17 protein-coding genes are annotated in these 17,490 nt (G+C 47.6%); 1 reads left to right on the forward strand and 16 read right to left on the reverse strand.

Annotated elements, in window-relative coordinates; all coding sequences use genetic code 11:
• Positions 1-67: 67 nt before the first annotated feature.
• The 3 genes from V2P20_RS04555 to V2P20_RS04565 are packed head-to-tail and all read right to left on the reverse strand — an operon-like array spanning position 68 to position 3,170.
• Positions 68-1,063 (reverse strand): glycosyltransferase family 4 protein, encoded by a 996-nt coding sequence (locus tag V2P20_RS04555; protein ID WP_331816557.1) that lies wholly within the window; start codon positions 1,061-1,063, stop codon positions 68-70.
• Between the two features lie 8 nt (positions 1,064-1,071).
• Complete coding sequence (locus V2P20_RS04560) at positions 1,072-2,022, reverse strand: SDR family oxidoreductase (RefSeq protein ID WP_331816559.1); 951 nt, start codon at positions 2,020-2,022, stop codon at positions 1,072-1,074.
• Positions 2,019-3,170, reverse strand: a complete 1,152-nt coding sequence (locus V2P20_RS04565; RefSeq protein ID WP_331816561.1) for a glycosyltransferase family 4 protein — start codon at positions 3,168-3,170, stop codon at positions 2,019-2,021. The genes V2P20_RS04560 and V2P20_RS04565 overlap by 4 nt, the downstream gene beginning before the upstream one ends.
• A 300-nt stretch (positions 3,171-3,470) precedes the next feature.
• Between V2P20_RS04565 and V2P20_RS04570 the strand changes: the two genes are divergently transcribed.
• Entirely contained in the window at positions 3,471-3,845 is a 375-nt protein-coding gene (locus V2P20_RS04570; protein ID WP_331816563.1) for a hypothetical protein, read from the forward strand.
• Here V2P20_RS04570 and V2P20_RS04575 read toward each other — a convergent pair.
• The 13 genes from V2P20_RS04575 to V2P20_RS04635 all read right to left on the reverse strand — a co-directional run bounded on the left by V2P20_RS04575 (position 3,805) and on the right by V2P20_RS04635 (position 17,327).
• Complete coding sequence (locus tag V2P20_RS04575) at positions 3,805-4,731, reverse strand: glycosyltransferase family 2 protein (RefSeq protein ID WP_331816565.1); 927 nt, start codon at positions 4,729-4,731, stop codon at positions 3,805-3,807. The genes V2P20_RS04570 and V2P20_RS04575 overlap by 41 nt on opposite strands.
• 78 nt (positions 4,732-4,809) lie before the next feature.
• A complete protein-coding gene (locus tag V2P20_RS04580; RefSeq protein ID WP_331816567.1) occupies positions 4,810-6,072 on the reverse strand; it encodes a lipid II flippase MurJ in 1,263 nt (420 codons plus the stop codon).
• A 178-nt stretch (positions 6,073-6,250) separates the two neighbouring features.
• Positions 6,251-7,141 (reverse strand): NAD-dependent epimerase/dehydratase family protein, encoded by an 891-nt coding sequence (locus V2P20_RS04585; protein WP_331816569.1) that lies wholly within the window; start codon positions 7,139-7,141, stop codon positions 6,251-6,253.
• On the reverse strand, positions 7,134-8,042 hold the full coding sequence (locus tag V2P20_RS04590; protein ID WP_331816571.1) for a glycosyltransferase family 2 protein: 909 nt from the start codon (positions 8,040-8,042) through the stop codon (positions 7,134-7,136). The genes V2P20_RS04585 and V2P20_RS04590 overlap by 8 nt, the downstream gene beginning before the upstream one ends.
• A 285-nt stretch (positions 8,043-8,327) precedes the next feature.
• Positions 8,328-9,161 (reverse strand): ABC transporter permease, encoded by an 834-nt coding sequence (locus V2P20_RS04595; protein ID WP_194969603.1) that lies wholly within the window; start codon positions 9,159-9,161, stop codon positions 8,328-8,330.
• Positions 9,158-9,289 (reverse strand): hypothetical protein, encoded by a 132-nt coding sequence (locus V2P20_RS04600; protein WP_331816574.1) that lies wholly within the window; start codon positions 9,287-9,289, stop codon positions 9,158-9,160. Before V2P20_RS04600 ends, V2P20_RS04595 begins: the two co-directional genes overlap by 4 nt.
• 37 nt (positions 9,290-9,326) lie before the next feature.
• Positions 9,327-10,478, reverse strand: coding sequence for a glycosyltransferase (locus tag V2P20_RS04605; protein ID WP_331816576.1), 1,152 nt, complete (start codon positions 10,476-10,478; stop codon positions 9,327-9,329).
• A 179-nt stretch (positions 10,479-10,657) separates the two neighbouring features.
• Positions 10,658-11,821, reverse strand: a complete 1,164-nt coding sequence (locus tag V2P20_RS04610; protein ID WP_331816578.1) for a glycosyltransferase family 1 protein — start codon at positions 11,819-11,821, stop codon at positions 10,658-10,660.
• On the reverse strand, positions 11,821-12,669 hold the full coding sequence (locus V2P20_RS04615) for a GDP-mannose 4,6-dehydratase (RefSeq protein ID WP_331816580.1): 849 nt from the start codon (positions 12,667-12,669) through the stop codon (positions 11,821-11,823). The genes V2P20_RS04610 and V2P20_RS04615 overlap by 1 nt, the downstream gene beginning before the upstream one ends.
• Positions 12,666-13,757: a GDP-mannose 4,6-dehydratase gene (gene gmd, locus V2P20_RS04620; protein WP_331816582.1), complete on the reverse strand. Its 1,092-nt coding sequence runs from the start codon at positions 13,755-13,757 to the stop codon at positions 12,666-12,668. The genes V2P20_RS04615 and gmd overlap by 4 nt, the downstream gene beginning before the upstream one ends.
• 14 nt (positions 13,758-13,771) lie before the next feature.
• Entirely contained in the window at positions 13,772-15,904 is a 2,133-nt protein-coding gene (locus V2P20_RS04625) for a glycosyltransferase family 39 protein (RefSeq protein WP_331816584.1), read from the reverse strand.
• A gap of 21 nt (positions 15,905-15,925) precedes the next feature.
• Positions 15,926-16,321: a hypothetical protein gene (locus V2P20_RS04630; RefSeq protein WP_331816586.1), complete on the reverse strand. Its 396-nt coding sequence runs from the start codon at positions 16,319-16,321 to the stop codon at positions 15,926-15,928.
• 31 nt (positions 16,322-16,352) lie between these two features.
• Positions 16,353-17,327 (reverse strand): glycosyltransferase, encoded by a 975-nt coding sequence (locus V2P20_RS04635; RefSeq protein WP_331816588.1) that lies wholly within the window; start codon positions 17,325-17,327, stop codon positions 16,353-16,355.
• Positions 17,328-17,490: the final 163 nt, after the last annotated feature.

Raw genomic sequence — 17,490 nt, forward strand, 5'->3', positions numbered from 1 at the left:
AGAATAGGCCTGTCATGAAGAAAAGAAACATCATGCAAACGTTGCAGTATACCCAAATAACATCGGTTCATGCGTTGCCTGCTTCAAACTTAACAGTAACATAAATCAGCGGCAAATAGGCCATTATTAGTCCTGGCAATGCATAGGCAGGGTATCTGAACACGGCTGACGCAACCGGCAGCAGCCAGAACAAATTAATGGCCCAGACAGCCAGAATCACTTTCAAATGGCCATAGCGTCTTGCAGCATGCTGATAGGCATGAGAACAATGCGCCTCATACCATTTCTGCCCTCCGATATAACGGCGCACCAGGGTAACGGTGGCATCCGTTATGAACGCCGCGAACAGGATCAGCCCGACATAGACATAAATGGGCTCCTGATGGCCCGCCATTAAAGTCAACAACCCCAATACAAACCCCAGAAAACCGCTGCCGACATCGCCCATGAAAATTTTCGCCCGCGGCCAGTTCCACAACAAGAACCCCAATGAAGCGAAACACAACGAAAGGGCAATAAGCGCAAGCTCGTAATCGATAAAGCCCAGAAAGCCGGCCAGAGCCCCTGATATAAATACGGCTTCAGAAGCGGCGATCCCGTCAATGCCATCCATAAAATTGAACAGATTAAGCAGCCAAACCAGATAAGCCATGCCCAGCGCATAACCGAGAAAGCCCAGTTCAATGCGCCAGTCGCCCATGACTAATAGCGGAAATCCCTGTATCAAACCAAGCGCGATTACCGCCGCGGCCATATGGACCAGGAAGCGCCAGCGGGCCGGTATGTGCCTGTGATCATCCCAGAAGCCGATGCCGGCCACCAACAGAGCCGCCGTTAAAGCCAGAAAACCAGCCCGATCAAGACTGCCGCCAAGAAACAACATCAAGGAAGCCGCGGTAAAAGCCACAACGATGCCTAAACCGCCGCCTCTGGGAGTAGGCATCTGGTGAGAACTGCGCTGGTTCGGAATATCCAGAAGATTCTTCAACGCATAAGCTTTGATGAAATAAACGCTCAGCCACGACAGCGATAATACGCCAATTGACAGTAAGACAGTAAGCATGCAGTGTTTTATTGCTTTTGCGCCATAAACCAGGCCACCGTTTTTCTGACCTCTTCATCCACTGAATACGGCGGCATCCATTGCAATTTATTACAGGTTTGCTGAATATCGACTTGCAACGAATCGCAGAGCCGATCTATCTCAGGCTTTTTACCGACTATCTTGCCTAATCCGTATAACCAGCCTAGCGGCAGCGAGAACAAGCGTGCCGACTGCCGCATATGAGCCGCCATCATCCTGATCAGATCAAGCGTAGACAGATCATGGCCATCGGAGACCAGAAAGACCTGACCATCAGCGCCGGGATGATCAATACAAGTCTTTATCAAATCACACAGATTATCGACGCTGACCATGCTGCGCTTGTTGCTGACTTTGCCCAGCGGTAAGGGACATCCTGAATTGACCAGTTTCAATAAACGCAAAAAGTTGCCTTTAACGCCAGGCCCATAGGCCAAAGGCGGGCGGATAATAACGATTTCCAAACCGGTCTCCGCACTGACTTTTCTTAATACCTGCTCGGCTTCCCATTTGGACAAGCCGTAGGAGTCCCGAGGAATCGCATTATCATCGGCAGAAAAGGCCCTGTCAGTCTGATCGCCGTTTACTTTAATCGAACTCAAATAAATGAAGCGCCTGACGCCATGCGCCGCAGCCTGCCGGGCAAGGTTTTCGGTGCCCGCCACATTGACTTCGCGAAAAGCCCGTAGTGAATCAAGCACCGTTTCCTTCATGACATGCACGCGCGCGGCCAGATGCACTACGACATCAACGCCCTGCAGAGCCTCCTGCCATGATGTTCCTGCATTGATATCGCCGACCGCAATGGCAGCCGACTGGCCGGAGATGGATGCGGATGAGCGAACTGCGCCTTTCGCGTCAAAGCCGGCGGCAATAAGCTCCGCCAACAGGATCTTGCCTATGAAGCCATTGGCGCCCGTAACTAACACTTTGTTCATGACAATAATTCTTTATATAAAGACAGTGTTTCAGAAATCACTTGCTGCTCGGAAAAGTCGCGCTCGACAATTTTTCGGCCTTGTTTTCCCATTCTTTTTCTGATCTCCGGATTTTGGATCAACCGCGCAAGCGCCTCTGCCAGCGCCCCTATGTCGCGGGCCGGCACCAGCAATCCGTTAATGCCGTGTTTTACTATCTCGCGGCATCCGGGCATATCAGTCGCCACAATCGCTCTTTCGCAGGAAGCGGCTTCGATCAAAATGCGCGGCACGCCTTCACCGTAAAAAGTCGGCAGCACCACAATATTGGCTTGCGCAAGCAGATTGGGCATATTTTTTTCCGTACCCAACCATTGTATCGCCCCTTCCCGGCTCCAGGCTTTCAACGTCTGTTCATCAATGGCATTGACCGTTGAATTATCAATAATGCCGGCGACCTGTATCACAAAATTCAAGCCCTGGCTGCGCAGGCGTCTTGCCGCCTCAACCAAATCGCCCAGCCCTTTATCCCATAATAGCCGGGCTGCGAACAAAATAATGGGCGCGTCGGTTTCACGTTCAGCGACCGGCTCATAAATATCCGGATCCACGCCGGCCCCGAGAATGGTGACCGCTTCGTGACTGTCGCATAGCCCGGTATTGATGAAATAGGCCCTGTCCTCACTGTTTTCAAACACTATCCTGCGATTGACGTCTTTTCTTTTTGATACTTTATAAAGCAGCCTGATAATAGGCTTTATCAATTTGGTCGATAAGGATTTGCCCGAAAAAATAATGCCGGTTCCGGTAATGCTTAACAGATAAGGAACTTTTAACAGATAAAAAATCAAACCGACATAAATATTGGGCTTGATGGTAATGGCATGAATGACGTCAGGGGAAATGGATTTAAGCAGACGGTAAAGCTCGATCAGCCCTTGTAAATTAAAAAAAGGATTCAATGACTTACGGTCGATATTCCATTGATGGCAAGTAAATCCGTATTGGCTGAAGCTGTCAATCAACCGAGGGTCCGTCATGCCCATCACCAGATGCACATCAGCCCCGGCGTTTAAAGTCGCAAGCGCGCGCTGGAGCCAGTGCAGCTCAAAATACCAGTCTACGTTAATAACGTAGACGAAGACGGGGGCTTTCTTAAGACTATGCAAGACAGATCTCAGTTATAGGCGCATGCCTGATAAAACCGCAGGTTTTCAGCATTCATGCGTACTGCAGCGCTCGCGGATAAAAACAATAACATGATCAACCCCCATCATCAGCAATAAACTGATAGAGAAAAAATCCCTCGGGCGCTGACTGCAAATCGATTCATTTAAAAATAGCATTTTAATTTTTGCCATTAGAGTTGCCGTTATCAGAAACATGGGTTATTAACTTATTTTAGCTGTGTCATTCAATAAGCCGCCAGAAGCCTTCAACAAGTTTAACACCTGTCTTTTTTGCACTTTATGCCGGATTATTTCCGGCTAAAAACCTTTTTACTGGCCTTTCCAGCGCTCCAAGCCGCTAATAAAATTCCATACAGCGGCTGTCAAAAAGACCTCTGTCGAAAAATAACTCCGTACTGCATACTGAATAATAAAATTCAGCCGTCAGTCAGGCATCAGAATATTATCAAGGATAGGCAGTCGTTTAATCAACAAATTACAGGCTTTTTGAATGACAACAATCATAAAACCCTGCCGCTATATTTTTTGCCAAAGAATGACCAGGCAGAGCTGGCTGGTCAGAAAACCAGGCCGGCACCAGGATTTCCGCCTGACCATAACGATGCAACAGATGTCAGTGCACGCTGTTTAAGATCAATTGCAATTTTAGAATGAGGTTGTCGGATTTTTTTTGCATGTATAAGGGCATTTCAATCGCGTAACGTATTCTCTTCAATAATCCGGCCTGCCGATAAGCTAGAAACGCCGAAATCAAATACGAGTCTTCAGTGCTTAAGTCGCTTTTATAGCGTTCAAGAAATTCCCTGGCCTGGGCAATTCTGGAATTTTTCTTCCGATACAGAAAAAACCGTTTAATTCTGCCCAGCCACAAAGCGAAACCGTTTTTTGCGCCGACCACATTGCCGCCATGCTGCCTGTACAGCATAGAGGGTTCCCGGTCATAAATAACCTGCCCGAAGCAGACGGCCACCAGATAGACCCACCAGTCATGCATGATCAAATTTTTTGTATTGACCTGGTGTATTTTTAGGGCGGTCAATAGACTCCCGTTCATAACTACTGTGCAGCCAGTCGTGATATTTTGCACAATAGCGTTTTTGAAGCTTATCTCTTTTTCAGGCGGCAAGGATTGCCAGAGAAAATCTCCATTTTCATCAACGGCCTTATAGCAGGAACAGTACATGACCGGTTTTGATGCGTCCTTTAACCGGTCGACGGCCCGGATAAGTTTGTCCGGCAGCCAGATGTCGTCCTGGTCGGCGAAAGCGACAAACTCGGCATCCGGCGGAACTTTCCTGAGCAAGGCAAAAAAACTGTTGATGACGCCGATGTTGTCGCCATACTCAACGTCGATATGAGCATGGCTTTGGGCAAAGGACGCCAATATGGCCCTGGTTCCATCGCTTGATCCGTCGTCGCGTATATAGAGTCTGATTGATACCGATTGTTGCGCAAGAATGGATTCAAGCTGTTCGGATAAAAATCGCTCGCCATTATAGGTCGAGAGAATAACATAGACTTCGTTCATAGTCGTATTCACGGGTTTTTCCTGTTCGAGTCGTGATAAAGCATGGCTATCACCATATATTGTGCGTTATTGGCGTTTTTTCGCGCTCTTTCAGTCAGCCTGTTTCAATGCGCGCAGCAGCGCAATATGCAATCCAACAGCATTCAATAATTGATAAGCGACGATTCCGATTGCGATGCCGACAATACCGATTGCATTGAACGCCAGCACTTTTATGCCTGCACAAATGAAAAAATTGACCATCGCAAGCCTGACTACCACGCTCGTCCGGCCCAATGCGTAAAGGCAACTGACCGCCATTTGGCCGGCTACGCCTGCGACCAGCATGCCGCCCATCACCATCATAAGCTGCCACAGCACATCGATTTGCCCGGCGCCGAATTTCCCATAGCCGACCAGCAAAGTCAGCGCCCATTTCCCGCACAAAACGAAAATACCCCATACAGCCAGCGCCATTGTTCCGGTCAGCAGCAGCTTCCGTCGATAATTTTGCCTAAGCCCGGAAGTATCGTTTGACTTCATGCTCCTTGCCGCAAATGCCAGCAAAGGCATGGCGAATACTGTATTGGTAAGCGCCAAAAATATCCCGTAGAGCTGGTTGCCGAAGGTCAGCAAGCTGATACTGCCTGCGGAGCCGAATGAAGCCAAGTAACGGTCAACGACCGGGCCGCTTTTGTTGATCAATTCGCCATACAGCAAAGCGCGCATGCGTTGCCAGACCATTTTGGTCAGCGTCCGGTCGTACCTCGAGCGAGCGCGCCAATCGACCCATTTGAACAGCATAACAGCCCATAATCCCCAACGCATGACAGCGCCCCAGGCGACCGATACGATGCCATAAACGGGCATTGCATAAAATACGCCGGCCAGTACGACCATACCGGCAATAAATTGGGACAATTCCGGATAAATAAACCGCTGCTCGGCATGATAAGCCGATGTCAACACCGTCGTCAGTCCGCCAAAAACCAGGGTAGCCGACATCACCTCAGCCATTTCAATCGCCCGATCGAGCGCTTGCTTCGAAAGTCCCGGCGACAATAGCGGAACCCACAGATAAGCCGACAAGCTCAACATGGCAGCGATAACCGCAAAGGCAAAAAATGACTGTAACAGCAAAGATTTTACGTTCGCGGTCAAATTTTCCCCGGCTAACCCTATCAACAAAGGCACCAATACCCTGATCAGGATATCGCTGAAAATTGTCAGAGGAATTAAGGTCAGCATCTGCGCCGAAAAATAAGCATCGGTATCGGCGCCTGGGCCGATATAGACCAAAACCAGCCACTGGATGGCCATGGCAATAGCCAGATTCAGAGCGGTCAATCCACCCAGCGAAAAAACAAATTTCATTGCTATTTAAGATGTTATATCAAGAATTGGACTATTTTCAGGCTGAATGGACAACATCCATTCGTTTATGATGACTGCCATGCCTGGCGCGAATAGCGGCTATGGCTACGCCGAAGTTTGGCAAAGCCAGCGATCCAGAGCAAGCGCTACGCTTGGGTTGAGATAACCCGTTGAGCCGTCAGCCTTTGCTATCTAAAAAACCTCTGGGCTTAAACCCCAGATCCTGTGCCGCCTCTTCATGATCGAAAACCATATCCTGATTCATGCGAGACGCCATTTCAACGGTCAGCGACTTGAATCTGGGCAGGACCCGCAAACACATAACGGCATATTGAAACACGCCTAATGGCAGCGATAGCAAAACAGGCGGTTTTCCGATTGATAAAAATATGCGCTCAACCATTGCCCGGTAAGTCAGCCGTTCTTTACCCGACACAACATAAGCGCGGTTTAGCGCCCGCTCTGAAAAAAGCGCCGAACAGCAGGCATCAACGACATCCTCAACATGCACCGGCTGCCGCTTGCCTGTAGCTTTGCCAAGCAAGGGAAAAAAGCCGAAGCGCTCGATAAAATGCGCTATCCTGGCAATGTTCCTGTCCTTGCCGTAGCCATAAATCATGGTCGGCTGGATAATGACCCATTCCACGCCTTGTTTTTCAGCCCAAGCTTTCAAGCTTTCTTCACCGCTGATCAGATGCTCGGCCAGCGCCTGCTCCGATGCATCCTTGGATGTCTTTTTGGTAAAGCGACTGGTTGAACTCAACGCCACGATACGGCGAATGCCATAGGCTTCCAGCATCGGAAACAACGCTGGCAAAACCCAGATAGGTCCCAGGCTGACCCAATTTTCAATTGTTCGCGTTTCAACAGAATAAGGCGTGGTCAACGGATCGGCCGCGTTCTCACCTAAAACACGCCAACTTAGTTTTGATGCATGATGATCAGAGCTGATTTTCTGAGGTTTGCGCGAAAATGCCGTAATCTCGACATCCAGCCCTGCCAATCTATCCAGGAGACATTCTCCGACAAAGCTGGTCGCACCAATAATCCCTACTTGCTGCTTATCCATTCAACAACCTCAGACGATGCACAATATGACAACTGGTAAAATAAACAACCAGCATGCTGAACCGCAGGCCGATACCCGCGCCGACCAGCCACATTAAAGGCCTTGGATACTGATGGCTGAAAAACTTACGGTAAAAGCGCATCATGCCTTTATGCTTGTGCCATTCCACAAATATGGGACGAGAGCGGCTACACATGCCCTTGTGATGAACCACGTGCGCATCCGGCACAAATAGAATCTTCCATTTTTTCTGACGAAAGCGCATGCACCAGTCCAGATCTTCGCAATGCAGGAAATACGCCTCATCCCACAGCCCGACATCTTCAATCGCTTTGCGTTTGACCAGCATGCAAGCCCCGGAGATGGCTTCTATTTCGACAGGATGAACCGGCAACGGCTGCTTATTCAGGTGGAAATCAAAAAACAGTTTTGGCCAGCGGTGCTCAAATCGAGATAAACCGAAGGCTCTTACAAAAGAACGCCAAGGTGTGGGAATGGCCCGCCTTCCGCCGCCCTGCTCCCTGCCATCGGGACCAATCAGCAATCCGCCTGCCATGCCGGCCTCGGCGCACTCATGGAACACATCCAGCATGGCTTGAATGGCATCGGGATTAAGCTCACAGTCCGGATTAAGAAACAATATGTAGTCGCCTTTGGCAGCCTGCATTCCGATATTGCAAGCTGCGGCAAATCCCAGATTTCGTGAATTCCGGATAATTTTGACGGTTCCCAACAACTCATCCTGGGCGCTCAAGTTCACCAGGCTTTGGTCGGAGGAAGCATTATCCACAACAATGATTTCCCCGACTTGACCTGCCGCGGAACGAATACAGCTCAAAAGCATATCGCCCGCATTATAATTGACAGTCACCAGGGTCACAGCATCAAGTTGTTTACTCATCGACCTCGAACTTCTCTCCGCTGCATTGTCTTGCAGGAATAATTTGATTATTTAATTAATTGTCAAATCTTGCACACTGATACAGTGAGCTTCGATTGATTTAGAGTGTCACCATCATTGAAATAGTAGCCACTTTACCCACAGAATAACTTTGCCCTATCTGTGCAATTGTGAAGTATATCACTGCCATTAAATTAGAGACTATCAGGACTTATGCATTTTGCCCCACCGGAATGCCTACCCCTACCGTTGTGTAGGGTCAGTGGATAAACGACATCCCGCAGATCAAAGCACATCGGCAAAACCCTTTCTGGTCCTTTGAAACCAGATATAACCTGCCCAGGCTATAACACTAGCGACTAACATATACACACCCAAGCTGGTCCAATCAGGCAATCGTCCCCAAATGAGCACATCGCGCGACTGCTCGATAATAAAAGTGAGTGGATTGGCCATGATGACGGGACGGTATTGTTCCGGCAAGGCCGTAACAGGAAAAAACACCGGCGATAAAAACATCATTACCGTGGTAATGATGCCGATGGTTTGCCCCACATCCCGAAGGAATACCCCCAGGGAAGCGAGCATCCAGGCAAGGCCCAGGGCGAGGATAACCAGAGGCAGCAATACGAATGGAATGAAAATTACCGTCCAATGCAGATAGCCGTTAAATATAACAAACGCGGCAAGCAGCACGCTTAAACTGACCAGGCTGTGAAACAGCGCTCCTCCCATGCTGACAATAGGCAATATCTCCAGCGGAAACACCACCTTTTTGACATAATTGGCATTGGCCAGAATCAAGCCAGGCGCGCGGTTGAGCACTTCAGCAAACAGCCCATGCACAATCATGCCGACAAACAACACCACGGCAAACTGGGTTTTGGTTTCCTCCGCGCCTCCCACGCCCCAGCGGGCTTTAAAGACAACCGAGAAAACAAAGGTATATACCACCAGCATGAACACGGGATTGAGAAACGACCAGAACAATCCCATGACAGAACCTTTATAGCGTCCGACTACTTCGCGCACGGTCATTTGCCTGATAAGCTGCCGGTTGCACCATAGGCTTCGTGCCAGCGCCTTGGGTGATGCGGATTGCACGGCATATGGATTCATGGGCATGTCCCGGTTTGTTTCAAAGGTATAGCCTGAATCAAGCAGATGATAACGTTGATTGTAAATTCAATACCCAGATCCGCCGCCTGACTGCCGGTATTGTGGTTGAAACCTTGATAAAATGACATGTAGTTCTCTTGGTGGATGTCTGGACACTTACCCTGCCTAGATTATTTTAGATTGTGCCTCTGGTTTCGCGTAAACCACTTCGGCCAGCAATTTCTTATACAACTGCACATATTGTTCGCCCATTCTTTTCCCGGTAAACAATTTTTCATATCTTTCTCGTGCCGCTTGTCCCATGCGTTTAGCCAGCTGCTCATCCTGATCCAGTTTTTCCATGGCTTCGCGTAACCGTCTTGAATCGGATGGCGGCACTACAAAACCCGTTTCCTTGTCACTATTGACATAGCTGGTGCCTGTGCCGATTTCCGCAGAAATCAAGGGCTTGCCAAACATGGCCCCTTCCAGCAAAGTGACGCCAAAGGCTTCCGAGCGTAGATAAGAAGGAAAAACAATTGCTCTTGATAATCGAATCAGTGCGACTTTTTCTTCATCGCTGACGTAGCCCAGAAACTGGACATTTTCTAAACCCAGTTCACTGGCCTGCTGCCGCAATTCATTCTCTATCGGTCCCGAACCGACGATGACGACCCGCAATGCCGTATTTTTAATGGCTTCAAGCAGAATACGCAGTCCTTTGTAATAACGAAGCACGCCTATAAATAGAAAGAAACCTTCCCCGCATTGCGCCCGAACGGATTCCATCTGTTCGGCATCTACAACCGGATAGCTGGCGTCATCCAATCCGATAGGAATAATCTCCACTTTTTCGGAAAAAGTCCCCAGGACATCGCTCGTTGCAAAGTAATTGGGCGAGGTTGAAACGATACAGTCAACGTGCGTAAGAAAATACTGCTTTAAGGGACGGTATAACGTTAACCAACCCTTCTGCCTGACAATATCGGAATGATAAGTAACAATCGAGGGCTTCTTGACTTGCCCTAACAAATGAAGCAAGTCGGCAAAAGGCCAGGGAAAATGATAATGCACAATATCCGCCCATTCCACCAATTGCTTGAAGCCTGACAATGCACTGATAGACACACTGCATGAAGCAATTTCAAAGGTCCGGTTAAAACGGTAAACATCGGCCTCTTTTCTCGATATGACAGATTGCCCCGATTGCGGACTTAGGGTAAAAACCCTGCTTTCCACATTATGGCATTTGGTATTACGGCAGATCTGCCGAATCACTTCTTCCAGACCGCCCTGGGTATCGGGAAAATAAGTTCTATAAACATGAAGAACTTTCATTAAAACGCCTGTTGCAATCGATTAACTCGCAAAAATAGAAACCGGTGACAGCTATCTATGTAAATGTAGTGCAGATAGCCAATGCTATATAGTCATAGCCTATCACATCCCTGTGCCAGATCAGCAACTGCTTTTTTCATTACGGTATTTCAGCAACTGTTCCTACGTTATTTTAGAAGCTAAGATCTGGCACTGATTGCTTCAAGGTAAACTGCAACCGTTTCTTCGGCGCAACGCTGCCAACTGAATCCAGCGGCCCGGGCCAGTCCCTTTTCAATTGCACTGTTACGCCAGATGTCGTCTTCCAGCCCTGCCGCAATCAATCCCGACAGACTATCCACGTCCATTGCTTCGCACATGCCGGCCGCATCACCCGCGACCTCGGGCAAGGAAGAAGCATTTGAGCAGACCACCGGCACTCCGGAAGCCATCGCCTCCAGTATCGGCAAGCCAAAACCCTCATACAGCGAAGGAAATGCAAACAGACGGGCGCCGGCATAAAGCAAGGGCAAATCCTCGGCAGGCACATAGCCTAAGTAACGTACCCAACCCTCACGACTGGCCGCCTTGATGCGTTCATGCAGTTTTTCGCTTTGCCAGCCTTGATAGCCCGTCATAACCAACGGCCATCGCTGCCGCAAGTTCAGAGGCAGTAACCCATAAGCATCGAGCAGGACATCCAGATTCTTACGAGGCTCTATGGTCCCTGCAAAAAGCGTATACCCACCCATGGTTAAACCATAGCGAGCACCTGTTGCAGACCATTCGGCCTGATTGCGAGGATAAAACTCCGGACTGCTGGCCAACGATACGCTGCGAATTTTATCGAGCGGCCAAGAGAAATGCTGCGCGACTTCCTGCCGGGTAAATTCGGAGTCCGTAATCAACATGTCGGCCCTGCGCAACGAAAGCACAATCTGTTTTTGCATGAACCGCACACGCTCCGGCGGATGGCAGTGAGACCAACTATACACCGACAGATCATGAAAAGTGCTGACATTGACGCCGGCAAACCCGGGCAGATAGTAATTAGGCCCATGAAAGACAAAATCCTCAAGCCCAAGCAAAACGCGCTGCCTTCTCCAGTTCTTGAATCCACTGGCCAGATCCACTACTGTGTGGCTTTTCAGCAGCTGTTTTTTTAACTGCCTGATCAGCGATGTTCTGCCATCGTCAACACACGCTGCCGCCGCTGGCAGAGACGGCACAAAACGGGATCCGGACAGCAGCCTCAGATCACCGACATCGTCCAGCTTAGCAAGGTGGCGCACTAATTCAAAGGTATAACGCCCAATGCCTGTCAGAGGGAATCGTACCGGGTCAATCGATACAATAACCTTCATCAACTTTCGACCAACATCCAGCGCAGCGTATCAACCAAGGCCGGCGACGGAATCTCCCCTACTGTACCAACCAGTTTTGCCGGGCTGCCGCATAAGCGGTGAATCTCATTGCTGCGTACAAAGGCCGGGTTTACGTTGACCTGCAATTGATGACCCGTGATCTGGCCCAACAGCTCAATCACGGATTTGAGCGTTACCGGCTTGCCGGAGCAGATGTTATAGACCTCGCCGGGAGTAGCCTTCTGCAGCAATCGCAAATAGGCTTCGCAGACAAAGCGCACATCGTTAAACTCGCGCTCCACATCAAGATTGCCTAGCTCAACCGCCTCTGCCTTCTGCGCAAAATGCGCGACCAGCTTGGGAATGACAAACGACTTGGCCTGCAACGGGCCTGTATAGTTAAAAGGCCGCGCGAAAAACAACGGCAGCCTGTCGAGATAAGTTCTGGCCATATACTCCATGGCCAGCTTGCTCATGGCGTAATGATTGACCGGCGCCGGCGCTTGCTCTTCCGTAATGGGTGACCGCTCGCAGTTTCCATACACATTGGCGCTGCTGGCGATCAAGACACTGCGTGGCGGCTGCGCAAGGGCGGCCAGAGCCTCCAGCAGATTCAGCGTGCCAATCACGTTGACATTGTAAAACGCACTGGCATCGGCGTGCCCGACGAAGCTGATCGCAGCCAGATGAACGACGGCTTCCGGCGCTGCTTCAATTACCTGCTGCCGTACTGCTTCACGATCTTTGAGATCGGCTTGCAGAGTAATAACCTCGTGCCCACAGGCACGGGCAGCCTTGACAAAGTGCTGCCCGGTAAAACCCTGTCCGCCCGTGACCAGCAGCCTCAAAATGAGAACCCCTGTGTATTGCGGCGCAGATCAGCCTCCACCATCATCTGACACAACTGCTCCAGCGTAGTTTTAGGCGTCCAGTCCAGCTTGGCTTTGGCCTTGGCCGGATTGCCGATCAGCAAGTCCACTTCGGCAGGGCGATAGAATCTGGGGTTAACGCGTACCACCGTTTGTCCTACTTGTAACGCCTTCTCGCCTTGAGCGGAGTCAGAGTGAATAGCTGCAATCACAGCATATTCCTCATCGCCGTGGCCTTTAAACTCAAGCTCTACGCCAATCGCCTTGAACGCCATGCGTACAAAATCACGCACGGTTTCCGTGCGATTGGTCGCCAGCACGAATGTATCGGGCTCATTAGCCTGCAATATACGCCACATGCCTTCCACATATTCCTTTGCGAAGCCCCAATCGCGCTTGGCATCCATATTGCCGAGTTCCAGAACATCCAGCTTGCCCAGCCTGATTTTGGCTACTGAATCGGTGATCTTGCGCGTAACGAACTCGCGGCCCCGCAAAGGACTTTCATGGTTGAACAAAATGCCGCTGGAACCAAAAATGTCATAACTTTCACGGTAATTGACCGTCATCCAGTGCGCATAGAGCTTGGCCACACCATAAGGGCTGCGCGGGTAAAACGGGGTATCTTCCACCTGGGGAATGGCCTGAACCTTGCCGAACATCTCGGATGTGGACGCTTGATAAAACCGGATCTTCGGATTAACAAGACGAATGGCTTCCAACAAGTTCAATGCACCAATGCCGGTAATCTGGGCCGTGGCGCTAGGCTGTTCAAAACTCACGCCGACAAAGCTTTGCGCTGCCAGGTTGTAAATTTCATCCGGCTGCACCTTCTGCACCAGCGCGATGCTGGAACCCAAATCCGTCAGATCATATTCCACCAGATGCAAATTGGGATGGTTCTGGATACCCAGCTCTTCTATGCGCCAGAAGTTGACGGAACTGGTGCGGCGGTAAGTGCCATAGACGGTATAGTCTTTTTCCAACAGTAACTCCGTCAGATAAGCACCATCTTGACCGGTGATTCCTGTAATAACCGCTTTCTTTAATTTTTTATTACTAGACATCTTTACATCCAACTTTATAAAGGAACAATTCTTAATTCAGTAAAAGCAATACCTAATTTTCGCTCATCGGCACTCAAACCCAAATCTTTAGGCGAAGCCGGAGATGGAATATCAAATTTAATAGTTTTATCTTTTTGAGAGTTAACAAACTCAATCACCTTTCTTTCATGTGAGGCATTCAACTTAAAGTTTTTTGTAATTCCACCTACATGGACCATAAATTCTTTTCCAACATTAGGTCCGAATGCGCGCGCCACTAGCTGAACCGCAAATTTTTCTGGCAAAGGCATTGCAAACTCAAGAGTTACAGTCTCACCTGCTGACCATCGCCCCCATCCCTCTGCAGAGCACAATCCACGACTTTTTGTAATAACGCCCGGCCATGAAGACTTTTTGAAATCAACAATAACTATCCGATCCAGAGTAAAACCATTCATTGGAAATTGGGAAGACATTTCTTTTCGCAATAAATGATCTCCAATAGCCAAAACCCACTCTTTGCCAACCGGAATTTTCGATAAATCATAGCTTGTTCCTTCAGGAATTACCTCAAATGAAGCCTGCGTACTATCAAGGTAAAACAGTGAGCGGAACAATCCAGATAGATCTGAACCAACAATCAATAGCTTCGAAATTTCCTCATTAGATAAATGCTGTTTAGCGAATATTCCCGCCTTGTCATAAACATCAGGGATAAGTCTCTGTCTAAGTTCCTGATTGATATATATTGTTGAAAAAAACACTGAAAGCGGCATAAATAGATAAATGAAAAATTTAGCACCGGCTCGAGCATCGTAAACCCATACAGTAAGAGTGACAAAAGATATTCCGCTCAAAACATGAAAGACAGTCGAGTTAGAAGTAAAACCGCGTAGTTCTGGGCTGTCAACAAGACTTGGTGTATAAGGCATCAAATGGGTATAAACAGCATATAAAATCGTAGCACCAATTGGAAAAGCAGCAATCGCCCTCCATTTGAGCGTGCCATTAATTGGCTCTAAAGACAACTGGGAAGTAGCAATTATGAGTAATAAGGGTAGCATGAAATTATAGTAGCGCATATGAAGACGGGCGGCCGTCTCGTATGGTCCAGTATTTGCAACCGAAGCTGTAAAAAGGCAAGTAACTAAAATAAGGCTAGCCAGAATCGCAAGGGTATAAAACGTAATTTTTTGATCTGTTTTTACTTCTGTTTTAGTGCCTATCGCATTAAATAAGAAACTAATCGCGAAAGCGATCGGCATACCAAACATTAAGGAAATTGCTAATACATGCCCTTTGAGAATTTCAGCTGACGCATTTAATAGTTCCAAGTAGCGTTGAAAATTTGATGTAGTAGAACTCGCTACTGAACTATACATAGGACCAAAAATAGTAATTCCAGACTTACCGGCAAGAAAATAACCAAGTAATAATTTCGTAAAAAAAACAAAGGCAATAAAAAAGAAGACATTCCTGAAGGCCTGCAGAATCCAGTCATCTCCATTTTTTCTGCTGGCATATAAGACATATATCACGACTGCAGGCAAGAAAAACAGAGAGTGGGGCTTAACCAGTGCAGAAAGGCCTAATAGTATTCCCCCCAAGCTCCATGCCACTGAATCAGACGAATTATCTAACTGCAAGACAAACCATGTGAAGAGCCAAAAGGAAAAGAAATATAGCGCTTCTGGCATGTAATACGCTGTATAACTATTAATTGGCCCCAATAGGGCCAGAAATGCAACAATTGACGCAATGCCTCTAGTGCATACCCGTCTGGCCGTTAGATAAATAAAAGGCGCGGCCGCAACAAAAAACAGGGCATTTAATATTCTCGCGCAACTGAGAAAACCATCTCCGCACGTATTGGTAATACTGTATATTGCTAAATATACGTAGCCCGGAATTGTTGAATCCGAGAGCGGTAAAAGTCTAGAGAATTTGCTATAGATATATTCATCGGCAAAAACAGTAGGATAAATATCCCAGTTTCTAAATAAAAGAGCAGCAAATACTATGCTTAAGCAAACAGCAAAAGTTAGGAAATTTTTTCTAATTTCACTGTTAAGGTTTGATTTTATTTTAAGCACACATCCTCTCAATGTTTTTTGCATTGAAACAACGCAAGAAACACTCCCAAAGCTCATCTCTTCCGATTCCATCATTACCGCTTACCTTCTTTCCACTCAAAAAAACCATAGTCTGGCAAATTTTTTAATGAGAAGAGGAAGCCCTGGATATACAGAAACCCAGACACCAAGTGCTATGAAAATGGCTCCAACAAAGGTATTCCAGCTTATATTCTCATTCAGCAAAAAATGGGCAAGTATCGGTACAATGAAGAAAGCTAAAGCAACAAAAGGATATGCCACTCGTAATGGAGTCACTTTGAGTACAAGAAGCCACATAATTGTGGCAAAAAAATACACGACTAGCGCAACAATAAGTTTGATATTTAGAAGACTAGCAGCTAATCCAGCAATGGAAAATTCAAAACTGCTTGAAGCCATTTTGAACAATATCTGACCAGCAGACAGTGCCAGCACTGTCAAGAGGATGAACACAAGCTGTAATAAAGACATTAAAGAACCTGTTTATTTGTCAAAGATATTGTTAATTTTTATTGCGATGTAAAGGACGTCGAGGGGTGGCGGAAATGTCATATGCTAAAAAAGCCAAAATAAATTGAAGGCCTATTATTACAGGCAGTGCCGCAAGCATAACCGTGCCGACCGGAGTTACTACTCCCGCTTGCAAAGAAGTTATCCAATGATAACTTCCAAACACAAGCCCAAACACCAGCATAATTATTCCCAAAGGCAGTTCAATCGACGCTATCGACATATCCCTGAGGTAATAATTATAAAAAATTCGCTTCGCGAAATTTCGGATATGCTTGAACAAAAACTCCCCAACAATCTTTGATATTTTCAGATTGCTAACTTCATCGTCATACTTCGCATCCATCGGTATATCCACAACCACTGCACGTAGGGTATTAAGCCGAAAGAGCATGTCGGTCTCAAAAAAATAGCGGTGGCTAATCTTATTGAACGGAAGATATCGGGCAACATCCCCATGAATCGCCGTATAGCCATTGGTTGGGTCAAATAAATCCCAATAGCCAGACGAAAGCTTCGTCATAAAGGACAATACTGCATTGCCGAATAAGCGCATTTTCGGCATCACATGAATTTCTTCCAGATCGAAAAAGCGATTTCCTTTCGTATAGTCGGCCTCGCCGCCTGCAATCGGCGCCACAAAATCTGGAATTAGGCCTGGATTCATCTGACCATCACCATCTACCTTAACGATAATATCCATTCCTTCAGCAATCGCGGCTTTGTAGCCTATTATTACCGCACCACCTACCCCTTGATTTTCTGAATTTCGAATGACCTTAACTCGCTCGTCTGTACAGGTTTCCTTAACCTGCTCCCCAGATCCCTCAGGACAACAATCATCGACAACATAAATACGGCACACCTCCGGACCAATTTTATTTATTACCCCAAAAATGTGATTGCCAACTTTATAAGCAGGTATTACAACCGCAATTTTTAAGGATGGTGTGGCGATATTACTCATATTTTCTAGTCTCCTTGATTCTTGTTCAGTGATGTTTCCTGGCATTCGCTACGAGTTAATAATCAATCACTCTTATCCCGTAAAAACGAGCTCACTATATGGTGCGAGTTTGAGTATCGCGTGTAATATTTCGATATCTGCTTCGTCTAGCTGTTGATAATTT

Origin of the sequence: Methylobacter sp. Wu1 (assembly GCF_036553575.1) — a bacterium.
GTDB lineage: Bacteria > Pseudomonadota > Gammaproteobacteria > Methylococcales > Methylomonadaceae > Methylobacter.

Bases quoted from the DNA above. Each gene is read 5' to 3' on its own strand.
- V2P20_RS04555 (WP_331816557.1), bottom strand. From the start codon at position 1,063: ATGCTTACTGTCTTACTGTCAATTGGCGTATTATCGCTGTCGTGGCTG.
- V2P20_RS04560 (WP_331816559.1), bottom strand. From the start codon at position 2,022: ATGAACAAAGTGTTAGTTACGGGCGCCAATGGCTTCATAGGCAAGATC.
- V2P20_RS04570 (WP_331816563.1), top strand. From the start codon at position 3,471: ATGCCGGATTATTTCCGGCTAAAAACCTTTTTACTGGCCTTTCCAGCG.
- V2P20_RS04580 (WP_331816567.1), bottom strand. From the start codon at position 6,072: ATGAAATTTGTTTTTTCGCTGGGTGGATTGACCGCTCTGAATCTGGCT.
- V2P20_RS04585 (WP_331816569.1), bottom strand. From the start codon at position 7,141: ATGGATAAGCAGCAAGTAGGGATTATTGGTGCGACCAGCTTTGTCGGA.
- V2P20_RS04590 (WP_331816571.1), bottom strand. From the start codon at position 8,042: ATGAGTAAACAACTTGATGCTGTGACCCTGGTGACTGTCAATTATAAT.
- V2P20_RS04595 (WP_194969603.1), bottom strand. From the start codon at position 9,161: ATGAATCCATATGCCGTGCAATCCGCATCACCCAAGGCGCTGGCACGA.
- V2P20_RS04600 (WP_331816574.1), bottom strand. From the start codon at position 9,289: ATGTCATTTTATCAAGGTTTCAACCACAATACCGGCAGTCAGGCGGCG.
- V2P20_RS04605 (WP_331816576.1), bottom strand. From the start codon at position 10,478: ATGAAAGTTCTTCATGTTTATAGAACTTATTTTCCCGATACCCAGGGC.
- V2P20_RS04610 (WP_331816578.1), bottom strand. From the start codon at position 11,821: ATGAAGGTTATTGTATCGATTGACCCGGTACGATTCCCTCTGACAGGC.
- gmd (WP_331816582.1), bottom strand. From the start codon at position 13,757: ATGTCTAGTAATAAAAAATTAAAGAAAGCGGTTATTACAGGAATCACC.
- V2P20_RS04625 (WP_331816584.1), bottom strand. From the start codon at position 15,904: ATGATGGAATCGGAAGAGATGAGCTTTGGGAGTGTTTCTTGCGTTGTT.
- V2P20_RS04630 (WP_331816586.1), bottom strand. From the start codon at position 16,321: ATGTCTTTATTACAGCTTGTGTTCATCCTCTTGACAGTGCTGGCACTG.
- V2P20_RS04635 (WP_331816588.1), bottom strand. From the start codon at position 17,327: ATGAGTAATATCGCCACACCATCCTTAAAAATTGCGGTTGTAATACCT.